At 69.7% G+C, this 13,809-nt stretch carries 17 protein-coding genes and 1 tRNA gene; 4 read left to right on the forward strand and 14 right to left on the reverse strand.

Translation table 11 applies throughout. From position 1 onward, the window contains the following. Positions 1-13: 13 nt before the first annotated feature. Genes FVE25_RS19810 through FVE25_RS19835 form a run of 6 tightly spaced genes read right to left on the reverse strand, consistent with a single transcriptional unit; the run spans position 14 to position 4,474 of the window. Entirely contained in the window at positions 14-856 is an 843-nt protein-coding gene (locus FVE25_RS19810) for an NUDIX hydrolase (protein WP_157248495.1), read from the reverse strand. A gap of 12 nt (positions 857-868) precedes the next feature. Next, positions 869-1,606, reverse strand: coding sequence for a M15 family metallopeptidase (locus tag FVE25_RS19815; RefSeq protein WP_246267211.1), 738 nt, complete (start codon positions 1,604-1,606; stop codon positions 869-871). Positions 1,607-1,634: 28 nt separating this feature from the next. Next, on the reverse strand, positions 1,635-2,081 hold the full coding sequence (locus FVE25_RS19820; RefSeq protein WP_157248496.1) for a universal stress protein: 447 nt from the start codon (positions 2,079-2,081) through the stop codon (positions 1,635-1,637). A gap of 13 nt (positions 2,082-2,094) precedes the next feature. Continuing rightward, entirely contained in the window at positions 2,095-2,337 is a 243-nt protein-coding gene (locus FVE25_RS19825; protein WP_157248497.1) for a hypothetical protein, read from the reverse strand. Then, a complete protein-coding gene (locus FVE25_RS19830; RefSeq protein WP_157248498.1) occupies positions 2,334-2,723 on the reverse strand; it encodes a hypothetical protein in 390 nt (129 codons plus the stop codon). Before FVE25_RS19830 ends, FVE25_RS19825 begins: the two co-directional genes overlap by 4 nt. Continuing rightward, entirely contained in the window at positions 2,720-4,474 is a 1,755-nt protein-coding gene (locus FVE25_RS19835; RefSeq protein ID WP_157248499.1) for an MDR family MFS transporter, read from the reverse strand. The genes FVE25_RS19830 and FVE25_RS19835 overlap by 4 nt, the downstream gene beginning before the upstream one ends. Before the next feature lie 122 nt (positions 4,475-4,596). Here FVE25_RS19835 and FVE25_RS19840 point away from each other — a divergent pair, with 122 nt between their 5' ends. Further along, entirely contained in the window at positions 4,597-5,211 is a 615-nt protein-coding gene (locus FVE25_RS19840; protein WP_157248500.1) for a TetR/AcrR family transcriptional regulator, read from the forward strand. On the opposite strand, the gene FVE25_RS19845 is transcribed toward FVE25_RS19840, so the two are convergent. The 3 genes from FVE25_RS19845 to FVE25_RS19855 form a co-directional block, all read right to left on the reverse strand. Further along, on the reverse strand, positions 5,126-5,701 hold the full coding sequence (locus FVE25_RS19845) for a hypothetical protein (protein WP_157248501.1): 576 nt from the start codon (positions 5,699-5,701) through the stop codon (positions 5,126-5,128). The two genes, FVE25_RS19840 and FVE25_RS19845, sit on opposite strands and share 86 nt — an antisense overlap. 87 nt (positions 5,702-5,788) lie before the next feature. After that, on the reverse strand, positions 5,789-6,025 hold the full coding sequence (locus FVE25_RS19850; protein ID WP_157248502.1) for a hypothetical protein: 237 nt from the start codon (positions 6,023-6,025) through the stop codon (positions 5,789-5,791). Between the two features lie 21 nt (positions 6,026-6,046). Beyond that, positions 6,047-6,643 (reverse strand): TetR/AcrR family transcriptional regulator, encoded by a 597-nt coding sequence (locus FVE25_RS19855; RefSeq protein ID WP_157248503.1) that lies wholly within the window; start codon positions 6,641-6,643, stop codon positions 6,047-6,049. 236 nt (positions 6,644-6,879) lie between these two features. Here FVE25_RS19855 and FVE25_RS19860 point away from each other — a divergent pair, with 236 nt between their 5' ends. Next, the gene (locus FVE25_RS19860; protein WP_157248504.1) at positions 6,880-8,565 is read left to right on the forward strand and encodes an ABC-F family ATP-binding cassette domain-containing protein; all 1,686 of its coding nucleotides are present in this window, start codon (positions 6,880-6,882) and stop codon (positions 8,563-8,565) included. Positions 8,566-8,579: 14 nt separating this feature from the next. Here the strand turns inward: FVE25_RS19860 and FVE25_RS56325 are convergent, their stop codons facing one another. The 3 genes from FVE25_RS56325 to FVE25_RS19870 form a co-directional block, all read right to left on the reverse strand. After that, positions 8,580-8,711, reverse strand: a complete 132-nt coding sequence (locus tag FVE25_RS56325; RefSeq protein ID WP_281367866.1) for a hypothetical protein — start codon at positions 8,709-8,711, stop codon at positions 8,580-8,582. A 142-nt stretch (positions 8,712-8,853) separates the two neighbouring features. Then, positions 8,854-9,741 carry an Ig domain-containing protein gene (locus FVE25_RS19865; protein ID WP_157248505.1) on the reverse strand — a complete coding sequence of 296 codons (888 nt, stop codon included), beginning with the start codon at positions 9,739-9,741 and terminating at the stop codon, positions 8,854-8,856. A 343-nt stretch (positions 9,742-10,084) separates the two neighbouring features. Beyond that, positions 10,085-10,160: transfer RNA gene (locus FVE25_RS19870), tRNA-Arg, on the reverse strand. Positions 10,161-10,309: 149 nt separating this feature from the next. On the opposite strand from FVE25_RS19870, the gene FVE25_RS19875 reads away from it, so the two are divergent. Continuing rightward, positions 10,310-11,455: a sensor histidine kinase gene (locus tag FVE25_RS19875; protein WP_246267213.1), complete on the forward strand. Its 1,146-nt coding sequence runs from the start codon at positions 10,310-10,312 to the stop codon at positions 11,453-11,455. Then, positions 11,452-12,081, forward strand: a complete 630-nt coding sequence (locus tag FVE25_RS19880; protein WP_157248506.1) for a response regulator — start codon at positions 11,452-11,454, stop codon at positions 12,079-12,081. The genes FVE25_RS19875 and FVE25_RS19880 overlap by 4 nt, the downstream gene beginning before the upstream one ends. Here FVE25_RS19880 and FVE25_RS19885 read toward each other — a convergent pair whose 3' ends face one another. After that, complete coding sequence (locus FVE25_RS19885; protein ID WP_157248507.1) at positions 12,082-13,344, reverse strand: TolB-like translocation protein; 1,263 nt, start codon at positions 13,342-13,344, stop codon at positions 12,082-12,084. After that, positions 13,341-13,748 (reverse strand): SigE family RNA polymerase sigma factor, encoded by a 408-nt coding sequence (locus FVE25_RS19890; RefSeq protein WP_157248508.1) that lies wholly within the window; start codon positions 13,746-13,748, stop codon positions 13,341-13,343. The genes FVE25_RS19885 and FVE25_RS19890 overlap by 4 nt, the downstream gene beginning before the upstream one ends. Positions 13,749-13,809 lie beyond the last annotated feature (61 nt).

The raw sequence follows: 13,809 nt of genomic DNA on the forward strand, positions 1-13,809 counted from the left end.
GGCAGCCACCCCGCTACAGCTGCGAGAGCAGCCACTTCGGGCCGGAGGTTTCCGCGCCGAGCGCGGTCACGCGTTCCTTGAGGCCCCGGTCCGCGGTGACCACCCGGACCCGCTCCCACGGCCTGGCCCGCCGTACCAGCTCCACGATCGTGTCGTCACCGCTGCCCGGTGCCCTGACGACCTCCACGTCGCCCGCCGGCGGGGTGTGACCAGCGGCGCCCTCCACCACGGCGACGATCCGCGGGTACCACTGGGTCAGCAGCGGGTGCGTGAGCCCGCGGCGCTCGGCCACGTCCCGCACCAGGCGGGTCGCGGCGCCGAGGCGGTCGTTCCACCAGCCGTGCTCGGCGCGGGCGCCGACGATGTTGGCCACGTCCAGCACCACGATCTCGGGCACCAGCACGCCCTGGATCTCCCCCCACGTCGCGGCGAAGCCGGGGTGCAGCTTGATGCGGGCGATCTCGGCCGGGGGCAGCCAGCGCAGTTCGGAGCTCTCGGCGTTCGCCGGGACGGCGGCCAGCAGGGTGGCGGCGTCGGCGATCACGGTTTCGAACGTCCAGCCGCCGTGGTCGTCCAGGTAGACGCCGCGTACCCGCAGGTCGTGGGCGCCGAGCGCGGCCTCCTCGCGGGCCTCGCGCAGCGCGCCGGCGACCGCGTCCTCGTGGCTGTCGCGGGCGCCGCCGGGCAGGCCCCAGGTGCCGCCGTGGTGGCTCCACCAGGAGCGCTTCTGCATGAGGACGTGGGGGGTGCCGTGCTCGTCGTGGTGTACGGCCAGCAGCCCCGATGCCCCGTGGAGGCCCCAGTGCCGATGCCCGAGTCCGCACTCCGCCCAGCCGTCGCCGTCTTTCGCCGCCATAAGAATATTCTGTCACCCTCCGCCCTTGGAGAAATGCTGGTAGTCCTTGGTCCCGGACCAGTCGCCGCCCCACTCCCAGCCAACGTTCTGGAAAGCTTTGACAACTTTGTCGGCAGGATTTACAACGCCTTTACCCTCGAGTGGCCGACGGGTGAACTTTTTCGCGTTTCGGTGGGCGGTGCCGCCGTCTGCTCGTACATATGGGTTTTCGCGGGGATTGATGTCGATGGCTTCACCGTAGGCGTGCTTCGACCAGTTGCTGGAGCCGGTCGCCTGACGGCAGTTGAAGGCCGAGGTGTTGTCGGCGTCGATCGAGTCGTAGTCGTCGGCCTTGTAGGCGTCGACCAGCTCCATCTTCCTGATCGGCCACCGCCAGCCGTACAACTTCCTGAAGACCGCCACGACGTCGTCGGTGACCGTCTCGCGCACGACCAGCTCGCCGGTGTGCGCCCGGTCGTCGAAGCCCCAGTACGTCATGGTGATCAGCCGCAGGTCGCCGAGGGGCACCGGGCAGCCGGGGCGCCACGAGTACGGCACCTGCTCGCGCTTGAGCCTGGACACCTCGGCGGTGAACTCCGGTGGACCGGTGGGCGTTTCGCTGACGGCCGGGGTGGGCGTCGGGCTCGGGGCCGGTGTCTGAGTCGGGGCCGGCGGCGGCTCGGTCGGGGCGGCGGAGGCGACCGGGCTCTCCTGCCCCGCCGCGCACGCGGCCGTCGCAAGCAGCATGACCAGGCCCGTTGCGCGATTCATCCAGCCACTCATCCAGCCACGATACGCGTCACGGGACGATGAGGACGGTACGGCGAGAGCGTCTGGCGAGTCCGACGGCCACCGAATGCCACATCGAGCGCGAGCGCCCGACCACGATCGCGTCGGCCATGCTGGCATCGGCCAGCGACTCCAGCGCCCGAATCGCGTCACCCCGCATGGCAACAAATTGCCAAGGTACGGCGAGGCCGCGCAACTCCTCCCGCAGGTCCTCCGCGAGATCACCCGCGGGGTCGGGGACGAACGGCGCACCGGCGTAGAACCACAACGTCGCGCTCGTCAGCGACTCCACGAAGGCGATGAGCAGCCCGGCGTGGTCGCGCCGGGCGAGCCCGGCCGCGTACGCGAGCGCGTTGCGGCTCGGGCCCGTACCGTCGTAGCCGACCACGATCAGGCCGGCGCCGTCCTTGCCGATCTCGAACCCGGAATCGGCCAGCGGCTCCCCTTGGGGATGCACGGCATGTCTCGGGTCAGCGCTTCTCGGCGACGTGGCGGCCGCGGCGGGCCAGCTCGCGCAGCGCGTCGGCCGCGTAGGCGACCAGGGTGGCGAACGACAACGCGGCCAGGACGCCGCCGACCCACATGTCGTTGACGGTCGCGTCGGCGTAGGCGGCGCCACGCGGCTGGTAGCCGACCGCGAACGGGGCGGCCACCAGCCACAGGCCGCCGGGGAACACCAGGACGAGGGCGGCGACGCCCGCTTTGGCCTTCATCGCTTCTCCTCTGCCAGGGCGCCGTTCTGCCGGGTCTTCATGTCCTCGCGCAACGCCTCGACCAGCGGGGCCAGCATGGTGGCCAGTTCCGCCGAGGAGGTTCCGGCCGGGCTGGGCGCGGGGGCGGGCTCCGGTTCGGCCGGGCGCTGCCGTACCGTCACCAGACCCCGCGCGACCAGCTCCTCGTGCAGGGCGGCGGCGAACGCGGCCACACCGGCGAGCGCGACGAGCGCGACGCCGAGGCCGGTGAAGAACTCCGAGGTGGTGGTGTCGGTCCAATCGGCGCCCTCGGGCTGCGTGCCCAGGGCGAACGGGGCGATCATCAGCCACAACCCGGCGATCAACGCCAGGGCGGCCGTGACCGCGCCGATGAACTTGCGGATCATAGGGTGACACTCTCTTTCTGCGTTGGCGGCGTGGCCTGCGCGAGGAGCACCCGCGAGGTCGGGCGCAGCACGTCCCGCGCGACGGATCTGGCGCGCTCGCGCTCGGGGCGCCCGTCCGGTGGCGCCATCCGCGCGACCGCGCTGAGCAGGGCCGACGGCCGGCCGTTCAGGTGCTCGACCCGCTGGGCGATGAGCTCGAGCAGCAGCCCGGCCAGGACCATGTCGTCCTTCGTGAGCGGCTGCGGGGCCGCGACCGGCTGGCCGGTGCGCAGCGGCAGCTCCTTGAGGAACAGCGTGGCCAGGAAGCCGAGCAGCGCGATCGGCACGCCGACCAGGAAGACCGTCTCCAGCCCCCGGGTGAACGACTCCAGGACGATGCCCCTGATCGGCTCCTGCAGATGCTGGATGGCCTCGGGGCTGCCCAGCTTGGGCGCGCCCGCCGTGGGGTTCCCCAGCATCTTCGCCATCTCGTCCTTGAGGCGGTTGGTGAGGATCGCCCCGAACGCGGCCACGCCCACGGCGCCGCCCAGCGAGCGGAAGAACGAGACGCCCGCGGTCGTGGCGGCCATGTCCCGCAGCTCCGCGCCGTTCTGCGCGGCCAGGATCAGCATCTGCATCGACAGCCCGAGCCCGATGCCCAGCACCGCCACGTCGAACCCGATCAGCCACTCACTGGAGTCGACGTGCAGCCGCGACAGCAGGAAGAGCCCCACCGCCACGATGAGCAGACCGGCCACCGGGAAGACCTTCCACCGCCCGGTGCTGGTGACGATCTTGCCGGAGATCACGCCGGCCACGAACAACGCCAGGACCATGGGCAGCGTCATCAGCCCGGAGTTGGTGGGACTGAGCCCCTTGACGATCTGCAGGTACTGCGGCAGGTAGATCATCGCGCCGAACATCGCCATGCCGACCAGCAGCGAGGCCGCGCTGGTGAGCACGAACGTGCGGTTGCGGAAGAGCCGGGGAGGCAGAATCGGGTTCCCCACGCGCTGCTCGGCCAGGATCGCCAGCGCCAGCATGAGCAAGCTGATCGCGGCCAGGGCGTAAGTCCAGAAGGAGTTCCACGCGAACTCCTGCCCGCCGAGCGTCAGCAGGAGCATGAGCGCACTCGCGCTCGCGGTGATCGTGAACGCGCCCCAGATGTCGATCGTGGTGTCCCGCCGGACGTGCTCGATCTTCAGGAAACGCTGGATCACGAAGAACGACACCGCCGCGAACGGCACCACCACGTAGAAGCACCAGCGCCAGCCCAGCCAGTCGGTGTCCACGATGAACCCGCCGAGCAGCGGCCCCGCCACGGTGGACAGCCCGAAGACCGCGCCCATGTAGCCGGAGTACCGCCCACGCTCGCGCGGCGAGACGATGTCGCCGAGAATCACCTGCGAAAGCGCGGACAACCCGCCCACACCCAGCCCCTGTACGGCTCGCGCCGCGATCAGCTGCCCCATGTCCTGGGAGAGCCCGGCGGCCAGCGACGCCGCGACGAACAACCCGAGGGCGCCCTGGAACAACAGCTTCCGGCCGAACAGGTCGGACAACTTCCCCCAGAGCGGGGTCGAGACGGTCATCGTGAGCATGGTGGCCGAGGCGACCCAGGAGTACTGATCCTGCCCGCCCAGCTCGCCGACGATCGTGGGCAGCGCGGTGCCCACCACGGAGGTGGAGATCATCGAGGTGAGCATGGCGAGCATGAGCCCGGCCATCACCTCGAGGATCTCGCGGTGCGAATACTGCCGCCTTGCGTCCATCTCGTCGAGTATACGCACGTTTACTAGCCGGGCGGCAAGTAGGGGTCTTCCCAGGCCGCGCCCGGATCTCGCCCGGACTTCGCTCGGACCTCGCCCGGATGTCGCTTGGATAGAGTGCGGGCATGAACGCCCAGGCGCCGACGGAGGCCAAGCCGCGCGACCGGGAGGCGACCCGGCAGCGCCTGCTCGCCGCCGCCCGCGACCTCTTCGCCGAACACGGCTACGAGCGGGTGACCGTCCGCATGATCGCCGCGGCCGCCGACGCCAACATCGCCCTCGTGGGCCGCTACTTCGGCTCCAAAGCAGGACTGTTCGGCGAAGTCCTGGCCGGCGAACCCACGATCACCCGCGTCATCGGCGGAGACCCCGCCGGCCTGCCCAGGAGGCTGGGCGAATACACCGCCCAACGCATGCACTCCGACCCGGAAAGCCCCATCCTGCGCTCCCTGGAACGATCCGCCGGCGACCCGGAAATCCAGGAACTCGTCCGCGAACGCCTGCGCAACTCCATCATGGGCCCGCTGTCCGCCCACCTGGAAGGCGACGACGCCCACGCCCGAGCTCACCTGGCCACCGCCGTCTTCCTGGGCATCGGCACCATGCGCCGCCTGCTGGGCCCCGAGATCCCCACCCCGGCCGACGTGGACCGGATCACCGCGGTGTACGAAGCCTGTCTGCGTCCCGGTAGGCCACCGGCAGAAGCGCCAGCCACACGCACACCGCCGCGACCGGGATGAGGTCGAGGCTCAGGGGGATGATCGCGGTGCCCGCCATCAGCACCGGGCTCCAGTACGGCACCCGCCGCGGCGCCAACGCGGCGACCATGACGATCATGCCGACGTACAGCAGCGAAGGCCCCACCTGGTAGACGGCGGGCAGGACGCCCGGCACGCTCTGGACCAGGTCGATGACCTCGCCCATGCGCTCCCTGTCGCCGGCGAACCCGGCCACCAGGTCGACGACCGCCATGACGGTGGTGGCCAGCGCCCCGAACCACCCGAGTGCCACGCCGAGCCCGGCGACGGCCCGCCGCGCTCCGCCGTACGGGACGGCCAGCCGTACGAGATGCCAGAAGAGCACCCCGAACAGGACGGAACTCCCCAGAAAGGCCAGATGCCCGGCGGTCCAGGCCCACCCGGGACCATGGACACCGTCGAGGCCGTCGATGAGCCGGATGAGCCCGTAGGCCAGGAGCAGCGCGGGAGCGGCAACGCACAAGGTCCTCATGGAAGGAGCCTGAACCCCGCGCCCGCTTCTGCTCCACCATTAGGCGTCAGCCGAAACCCCGAACGGCCGCGTCGGCCTCAACCCGCCTCACCTCCAGTTCTGTACGGCGGGGCGGTATCCCACCGGCTTGTCCCCGACCTTGGCGCCCGGACTCACCAGCCAGCCCTGATAGCCCGGCGTGAACATCTGGTAGACCGACGGAGGCGGCGTGGAACTCGCCTCGCCGAGCTCGGCGCGCAGCTCGAACCAGTCCCGCTCGATCCATGCGCCGCCGGTGTAGAAATCCGCGGTGTCGATGAGGTTGCTGCCAAAATGGACTGTCAAGTCCAAAAATGGCTGCTTCGCTCAGGCGCGGTGCGCGCGCAGGTGCGCGATGCCGAGGTCGAGGGCCGCTTCCAGATGGTCGGTCGCGCCGGTCGACATCTGGATCAGTACGCCACCCTGGATTCCGGCGAGCAGGGCCGCCGCCGCACGGTCGGCGTCCAGGCTCCGGTCGATCTCGCCGACGTGCTGCATGTGCCGGACACCGGCGGCGATCTCGTCCTGCCAGCGGCGCATCAGCTCGGTGACCACGGCCTGGGCGCCGGGCGTCTGGCTGCCCAGGTGTGACATGACGGAGTTGAGCGGGCACAGACGGCCCTGCCGCCGGTAGCGGTCGACGACTTTGTCGCGCCACGCTTGCCAGGCGGGCCAGGAGGTGAGCTCGTCGAGCTGGGGCCGCTGGTCGTCCAGCACGCGGGCGGCCTCGAAGCGGGCCACGGCCAGCAGCAGTTCCTCACGGCCGCCGGGGAAGTAGTGGAAGAGCTGGCTCTTGCTCGTCGCCGTCCTGGCCAGCACATCGTCGAGCGTCGTGGCGGCCACGCCGTACTCGCGGATGTGCGCCGCCGCGCCTTCGAGAATGCGCTGCCGCGTCGCGGCCCCTTTGCGGGTCAGAGTACGCATGACGGCTCTCCAGACTGGACTTCGGAGTCCATTCCACCGACTGCTATGGTGAAAACGCTTGAGATCGGAAGCTAGGAGACCAGACGTGGCAGGTGACGACGACATCTCCGGGTGATACCGGAGGTTGATCGGCCCCGGCACCGCTGCCGGCGTGGCCGCTGATCGTCGTTTCCCGAATCCACGTCCCTTTCCCCGGGCCCCTTTGGCGCGCCCGCCTTCTCTACGAGGTCTCTCGCATGTCCGATGCGTTCATCGTCTGCTCCCACCTGTCCTTCTCCTGGCCTGACGACACGCCTGTTTTCCGCGATCTGTCCTTCACCGTGGGCGCCGGCCGTACCGGCCTGGTCGCCCCGAACGGCGCCGGCAAGAGCACCTTGCTCAAGCTGATCGCCGGCGACCTCGTGCCTCGAGGGGGCAGCGTTGCCGTCGACGGCGTCCTCGGCTACCTGCCGCAGAGCCTGCCCCTGACCGGTGACCTGACCGTGGCCGACGTCCTCGGCATCGCCCCGGTGATCGCCGCGCTGGACGCCATCGAATCGGGCGATGCCGGCGAGGAACACTTCACCACGATCGGCAACGACTGGGACATCGAGGAGCGCACCCGCGCCCAGCTCGACCGGCTCGGGCTCGGTGACCTCACCTTCGACCGCACGCTCAGCATGCTGAGCGGTGGCCAGATCGTGTCGCTCGGCCTCGCCGCGCAACTCCTCAAGCGGCCCGACGTTCTGCTGCTCGACGAGCCGACGAACAACCTCGACCTCGGTGCGCGCCGCAGGCTCGACGCCGTGCTCGGCGACTGGAACGGCTGCCTGCTCGTCGTCAGTCACGACCGAGCGCTGCTCGACCGCATGGACCGCATCGCCGAGCTGGACCGCGGCGAGGTTCGCTTCTACGGCGGCAGCTTCACGGCCTACCAGGAATCCGTCCGCGCCGGGCAAGAGGCCGCCGAACGCAACGTGCGCAGTGCCGAGCAGGAGCTCAAGCGCGAGAAACGGGAGATGCAACAGGCCCGCGAACGCGCCGAGCGCCGGGCCGGGAACGCCGCCCGCAACCTCAAGAGCGCCGGTCTGCCGCGGATCTTCGCCGGGAACATGAAACGGGGCGCCCAGGAGGCTGCCGGACGGGCGGGCCAGATGCACACCGCCCGAGTCGGCGACGCCAAGGCCAGGCTCGACGAGGCCGGCCGGGCGCTGCGCGACGACCAGAAGATCGCGCTGGAGCTGCCGGGAACCAACGTGCCCGCCGGCCGTACGGTCTTCCACGGCGAGCGCCTGCAGGTCCGCGGCCTGTTCGCCGAGCCGGGCCTCGACCTGACCGTCCGCGGACCCGAGCGCATCGCGCTGACCGGGCCGAACGGCGCGGGCAAATCTACCTTGCTGCGCCTGATCAGCGGCGACCTGGAGTCGGACGGTGTGGAGTCGGACGGTGTGGCGCCGGGTGGCTTGGCGCCGGGCGGGTCGGAGTCCGGCGGCGCTGCGATCAGCCGGGCCGATGGCCGGGTCGCCTACCTCTCGCAGCGGCTCGACCTGCTCGACGTCGAGCGCACCGTGGCCGAGAACCTCGCCGCGTTCGCCCCCAGTCTGCCGGAAGCCGAACGGATGAACCTGCTCGCCCGCTTCCTGTTCCGCGGCGCCCGTGCTCACCTGCCGGTAGGCGTTCTGTCGGGCGGCGAACGGCTGCGCGCGACGCTGGCCTGCGTGTTGTTCGCCGAGCCCGCACCCCAGCTCTTGCTGCTCGACGAGCCCACCAACAACCTCGACCTGGTCAGCGTGGGGCAGTTGGAGAGCGCGCTGGGCGCGTACCAGGGGGCGTTCGTGGTGGTCAGCCACGACGAGCGCTTCCTCGCGGAGATCAAGGTGGAGCGCTGGCTGGAGCTGTCCGGCGGGCGGCTGCTGGAGACCGGGGGACCTGCCGGTGAGTGACGGGCCGCTCGTCGCTAACGGAGCGGCGTGAAGGGATTCACCTCGAAGATCGCCGGCTTGGCTGCGCACTCCGTGGGCAGCTTCAGATCGGGCTTCCAGTCGACGTATCCACCGGTGATCCGCACGTCGGCGCCTTCCAGGAGCACCGGTCCGTCACCGGGCAGGCGAACGCCGCGTTTGCCCTTGTCGAGGATCGGCTCCGTGCCCTGTACAGCAGAGGTGAGTGAACGCCTCCTCGGCCCTGACAGCCCTCATGTGGTCGCCGGCAGGTCCGTTGAGAGCAGAAGATCAGCAGGTGGGGCAGACCTCGCGCCGGACGCTCCAGGTGAAGGTGGTGCTTGCCTGGCCGCCGCCGACGGCCGTGACCGTGACGTTGGTGCGTCCTACCGTGCGGGGCACGCCGGTGATCAAGCCGTTCGTGCCGATGCTCAGCCCGGGCGGCAGACCGGTCGCCGACCAGGTGTAGGACCCGCTCCCGCCGGTGGCCTGCATCTGCAGCTGCACGCTGTCCAGGACGAACGTGACCTGGGTGCCCGGGTTGACGACCGTCATCGCCGGCGGGGGTATGGGGATGTCCGGCGGCGGGCAGTCGAGCAGTACCGGATGAGAATCCGTCGATGCGGTGATGAACTCCGGATACCCCGACAGGAATTGGACCGTGCCGGTCGCCCGGCCCGAGTAATAGCCGGACTCGCACGCGCCCGGGGTGGTGACACCGAGGCCCCACGTGGTGGTGTTCAGCCGAACCTCAGTGCGGCCGTTCACGGTGACGCCGGGGCCGACGAGCAGCCCGTGGTAGAGCAGCTCCACGGTGAGCTCGATGCGTCGCACCAGGCCGTCGCACTGGACCGCCGCGGTGTAGTTGACGGTCTTGGCGTCGATCTTGCGCGGCGGGCTGCCCGGCGCGACCCACTCGCAGAAGTGGCCGTCGGGAGGATCGGCGGCGGATGCCGGGGTGGCGTCGATGCGGCGCACTGGACCGTCGCACTGGACCGTCGCGCTGTAGTTGACGGTCTTGCTCGGTGGACTGCCCGGCGCGGCGTACCAGCAGTTGTCGCCGTCGGCAACGTCGGCGGCTGCCGGGGTGGCCAGGCCCAGGGATGCGATGCAGAGGACGACTGCAACCAGGGTCCGGAGGAGGCGGGATCCATTGCGATGCAACAGTTTCACACCCATTGCCGGATAATCTCACCGGGACATCAGGTCGGCAATGGGTGAGCCCGGACCGAGAGGTGGGCCGGGGCGTGCACACGAAGACAACCTGTTCCCTGGCCGGTACGCCGAAGCCGAACGTGAGGAGCAGCGTTCCGGTGCTCATCGCTCCTACGAGGGGCAGAACGAGCGACTCGGGTGATCTTCAAGCGGCGATGCAGATCCTCGGGCACTCCCAGATCTCCATGACCACGGACATCTACCCTCAGGCCCCATCGTCCGAGACCCGCAAGGCGCTGGAGCCTTACGAAAGCTGTACAGACACGACAAAGGCCCTCCGGGATGATCCCTGAGGGCCTTTGAACTGTGGCGCAGCCGGAGGTACTCGAAACCCCAACCTTCTGATCCGTAGTCAGATGCTCTATCCATTGAGCTACGGCTGCCTGCTTCGTTAGAAAGCATACCGGACTCTGCGGTGTGCCTCGAACCAGTTACGCCAACGCCCCAGCGCCTGTGCGTACATCGAACGGTGTACCCCGAGGGTGGCCGGGCGAAGGAGGGAAGTGCCGACGGAGAGTGATGGGATAAGGGTATGAAACGTGCGGCACTCGGGGCGGGCCTTGCCTTTGTCGTGGGCGTGGTGCTGATCGAGGGGCGCGCGTACTTCCGGGGTGACCCGCAGTGGATCTTGTTCATCCCGCTGGCCATCGTCTGCGCGGGTGTGGTGGTGCGGACGCGGGCGCCGGTTCTGTCGCTGGCGCTGGGGGTCGCCGGGTTTGGGATGGATCTTGTGGTGGGGCCTTCGCTGGCTACGGCGCTGGTGTTCACGGACAACCTTTACGCGGCGGCGTTGTACGGGCCGGCGCGGTTGTCGCGGTGGTTGCTGGTGGTCACGGCCACGGTCGCGATCTTGGGGGGTGCGGGGGCCGCCTTCCTGCTCAACCGGGGCTTCATCGCGACCAATCTGTGGGGGCTGCCGGTGATGATGGTGCAGCTCGGGTTGTTGCTCGTGGTTCCGGTGACGACGGCGCAGGTGTTGCGGCAGCAGCGGGATCGGGCGGCGGCGGAGCGGGCCCGGGCGGAGGAGGTGGCCAGGCTGGCGGAGCTGGATCGGCTGGCGGCGATCTCGGCGGAGCGTAACCGGATGGCGCGCGAGCTGCACGACATGATCGCCAACCATTTCAGCGCGATCGCGATCCAGTCGACGGCGGCGTTGTCGCGGCGGGATCTCGACGAGCAGACCATTCGCACGATCATGGAGTCGGTCCGGGAGAACAGCGTCAAGGGGCTGGACGAGATGCGCACCATGATCGGGCTCCTGCGTCAGGACGGCGAGGAGAGCGAGGCCATGCGGTTGCGGCTGGCCGACGCCGAGGGCTTGGTGGATCGGGTACGGCAGGCGGGGATGGCCGCGGAGCTCGAGGTCGTGGGGGAGGCGCGGGAGTTGCCCGCTTCGGTGGATCTGGCCGGGTACCGGATTTTGCAGGAAGCGCTGACCAACGCGCTGAAGCACGGGGACCTGTCGGCCCGGGTGCGGGTGGAGTACGAACCCCGGCATGTAGTCGTGACCGTTGACAATCCGGTCAACGGGAGGAAGGCGCGGCTGCCGGGGGCCGGGGCGGGGATGGTCGGGATGTCGGAGCGGACCGCATTGGTGGGTGGCGAGATCGAGGCGGGTCCGCGGGCCGGCGGATGGCGGGTGAAGGTCAGGCTGCCCACGGTGGAGGAGGCTGGATGAGCGGCATCAGAGTGCTGGTGGCCGACGATCACGCGGCGGTGCGGACGGGAATCGTGCTGATTCTCGGCGGCACGGATGACATCGAGGTGGTCGGGGAGGCGGCCGACGGTGTTCAGGCCGTGGACATGGCGCGTGAGCTGCGGCCGGATGTGGTGCTCATGGATGTGCGGATGCCGCGGATGGACGGCATTTCGGCGACCAGGGAACTGGCCGGGGTGTGCGATGTCCTCATCCTCACGACGTTCGATCTGGACGAGTACGTCTTCGGAGCGTTGCGGGCCGGTGCGGCGGGGTTTCTGCTCAAGAACACCGACGCCGACGCCCTGGTCTCCGCGGTGCGCCTCGTGGCCAGGGGCGACGGGCTCATCTCGCCTTCGGTGACGCGGCGGCTGATCTCCGCCTTCGCCCAGCAACCCGAGAAGCGTGAACCCGAGGAACTCGGCAACCTGACGCCACGCGAGCGAGAGGTTCTCGCCTGCGTGGCGCGCGGGTTGTCGAACGCCGAGATCGCCAAGGAACTCGACATGGCCGAGGCGACCACCAAGACCCACGTCAGCCGGGTGCTCAGCAAGCTGGGGCTGCGCAGCCGGGTCCAGGCGGCCATCTACTACTCGGAGGGAAGTTAGCTACCTGGGGATGGCGAGCAGGTTGACGACGGTGTACTCCTTGCCGCCCTTCTCCGTGCTCGTGCACGAGGTGTCGCACGTCTCGACCATCCTGGCGTCGTCGTCCCACCACAGGACCCCCGGCAGGCGCCCGTAGCTGACGCCCGACTTGCCGAAGCTGAAGATCCGGTCGCTCTTCAGGTCGTAGGCCAGGGGGATCGCGTCGTGCGTGCCCATGGCGGGAATGACGTCGCCCTCCAGTCGTTCCTCGGGGCCTTGCATGCCGACTTCGGTCGGCAGGTTCCGCCGGTCGCTGCCGTCCGGCCGCTGCGTGAACGAGGTGTCGCCGTTCGAGCCGACGCACTGTTCGGGGGTGCAGAGGACGCCTCTGTCCCCTTCGCCCACCTTGACGGCGATCGTCGCGCCGGTCTCCAGGTTGACCAGGCGGGAGTGGTTGCGCTCGCCCAGCTTGCCCGGGCCGAGCGCGTACGCCCACGGCCACCGGCCGAGGTGGAGGTCGTCGCTGTTCTGGATCTTCTCCGGTTCGCCTCCGGCCAGCGGGATCCGGTACACGCCGCCCTTGCGCGCCGACCAGACGACGTGGTCGGCGGTGACGTTCAGGTTCTCGATCTCCGCGGCGTCGCCGGTCAGTTCCTTGAGCTGGCGGGCCTCGCCGCCGGCCCGGGGGATGACCCACAGATCCGCCCAGACGTCGTCGTTGTTGGGCGTCTCTCCCCACCAGGCGACGGACTGGTCGTCGGCCACGAAATCCTGGGCGAAGTAGCCCTTGCGTGGTGAGGGGACCTCACCCAGCAGGCGTGCGGACTTGGCCGGGGTGTCGTAGATCAGCACCTGGCCCGCCTTCTCGAAGGACTTCTCGGTCGTCAGCAGGATCTCGGTCGGGCTGAGGGCGGTGGCGACGCGGTACTTCCACCCGTTGTCCGCCTTTTTCGGGATTTTGGTGATGGCTTCTGGCCAGAGCTTCGTCACGTGTTCCGGCGGAGCCGACGTGGGCGCCGGGTCGTCCGAAGAGGGGACCGCCGTGGCGATCGTGGTCGCCTGGGCCGCCGGGTCCGCCGGCTGTCCGCCCCCGCGCGACAGGGCGACAGCCGTACCACCCGCGACCAGCACCACCGCGGCGGCGGCCAGCGTCACCTGCGCCCGCTGGCGGACGCGGCGCCGGCGCCGGCGGGCCGCGACCGCTTCCGTCAGGCCGCCCGGCACGGATCGGGCCTGGTCGGCGGCGGAGTGCAGGGTTCTGAGCAGGTCCTGTTCGTCTCTCATCGTGCCTCCTGAAGCACTCGCTTGATGCGGAGCTTGTCCAGGGCACGGGCCGCCTGGCTGCGCACGGTTCCCCGCGAGACGCCGAGAATGTCGGCGATCTCGGCATCGGAGAGGTCTTCGTAGTAGCGCAACACGAGCACCGCTCGCTGCTTGCGCGGCAGCCCCTGGAGCTCGGCCCACAGGTCGGCGTCGCCGTACCTGTCGGATCTGCCCTCTTCCGGTACGTCGGCGACAAGGTCCTCCCTGTGTCGCCGGCGCCAGGCGTTGATGTGCAGCCGGGTCATCGTCGTGCGCACGTACCCCTCGGGGTTCTGCTTGTTCTGCACGCGATGCCAGGCGTCACCCAGGCGTGCCAGCGCCTCCTGGACGAGATCCGCCGCGTCCTCCGAGTTGCCGGACAGCACGTAGCCGTACCGGAGGAGGGCATCCCCCGAGCTCGGACGAACTCGTCGAAATCAGCAGTGT

This window comes from Nonomuraea typhae, assembly GCF_009760925.1.
Classification (GTDB): domain Bacteria; phylum Actinomycetota; class Actinomycetes; order Streptosporangiales; family Streptosporangiaceae; genus Nonomuraea; species Nonomuraea typhae.

Excerpts from the sequence above, each read along its gene's own strand:
- FVE25_RS19825 (WP_157248497.1), bottom strand. The coding sequence starts at position 2,337 with ATGAAGGCCAAAGCGGGCGTCGCCGCCCTCGTCCTGGTGTTCCCCGGC.
- FVE25_RS19815 (WP_246267211.1), bottom strand. The coding sequence starts at position 1,606 with ATGAATCGCGCAACGGGCCTGGTCATGCTGCTTGCGACGGCCGCGTGC.
- FVE25_RS19810 (WP_157248495.1), bottom strand. The coding sequence starts at position 856 with ATGGCGGCGAAAGACGGCGACGGCTGGGCGGAGTGCGGACTCGGGCAT.
- FVE25_RS19875 (WP_246267213.1), top strand. The coding sequence starts at position 10,310 with ATGAAACGTGCGGCACTCGGGGCGGGCCTTGCCTTTGTCGTGGGCGTG.
- FVE25_RS19880 (WP_157248506.1), top strand. The coding sequence starts at position 11,452 with ATGAGCGGCATCAGAGTGCTGGTGGCCGACGATCACGCGGCGGTGCGG.
- FVE25_RS19855 (WP_157248503.1), bottom strand. The coding sequence starts at position 6,643 with ATGCGTACTCTGACCCGCAAAGGGGCCGCGACGCGGCAGCGCATTCTC.
- FVE25_RS19860 (WP_157248504.1), top strand. The coding sequence starts at position 6,880 with ATGTCCGATGCGTTCATCGTCTGCTCCCACCTGTCCTTCTCCTGGCCT.
- FVE25_RS19845 (WP_157248501.1), bottom strand. The coding sequence starts at position 5,701 with ATGAGGACCTTGTGCGTTGCCGCTCCCGCGCTGCTCCTGGCCTACGGG.
- FVE25_RS19840 (WP_157248500.1), top strand. The coding sequence starts at position 4,597 with ATGAACGCCCAGGCGCCGACGGAGGCCAAGCCGCGCGACCGGGAGGCG.
- FVE25_RS19885 (WP_157248507.1), bottom strand. The coding sequence starts at position 13,344 with ATGAGAGACGAACAGGACCTGCTCAGAACCCTGCACTCCGCCGCCGAC.
- FVE25_RS19830 (WP_157248498.1), bottom strand. The coding sequence starts at position 2,723 with ATGATCCGCAAGTTCATCGGCGCGGTCACGGCCGCCCTGGCGTTGATC.
- FVE25_RS19865 (WP_157248505.1), bottom strand. The coding sequence starts at position 9,741 with ATGGGTGTGAAACTGTTGCATCGCAATGGATCCCGCCTCCTCCGGACC.
- FVE25_RS19835 (WP_157248499.1), bottom strand. The coding sequence starts at position 4,474 with ATGGACGCAAGGCGGCAGTATTCGCACCGCGAGATCCTCGAGGTGATG.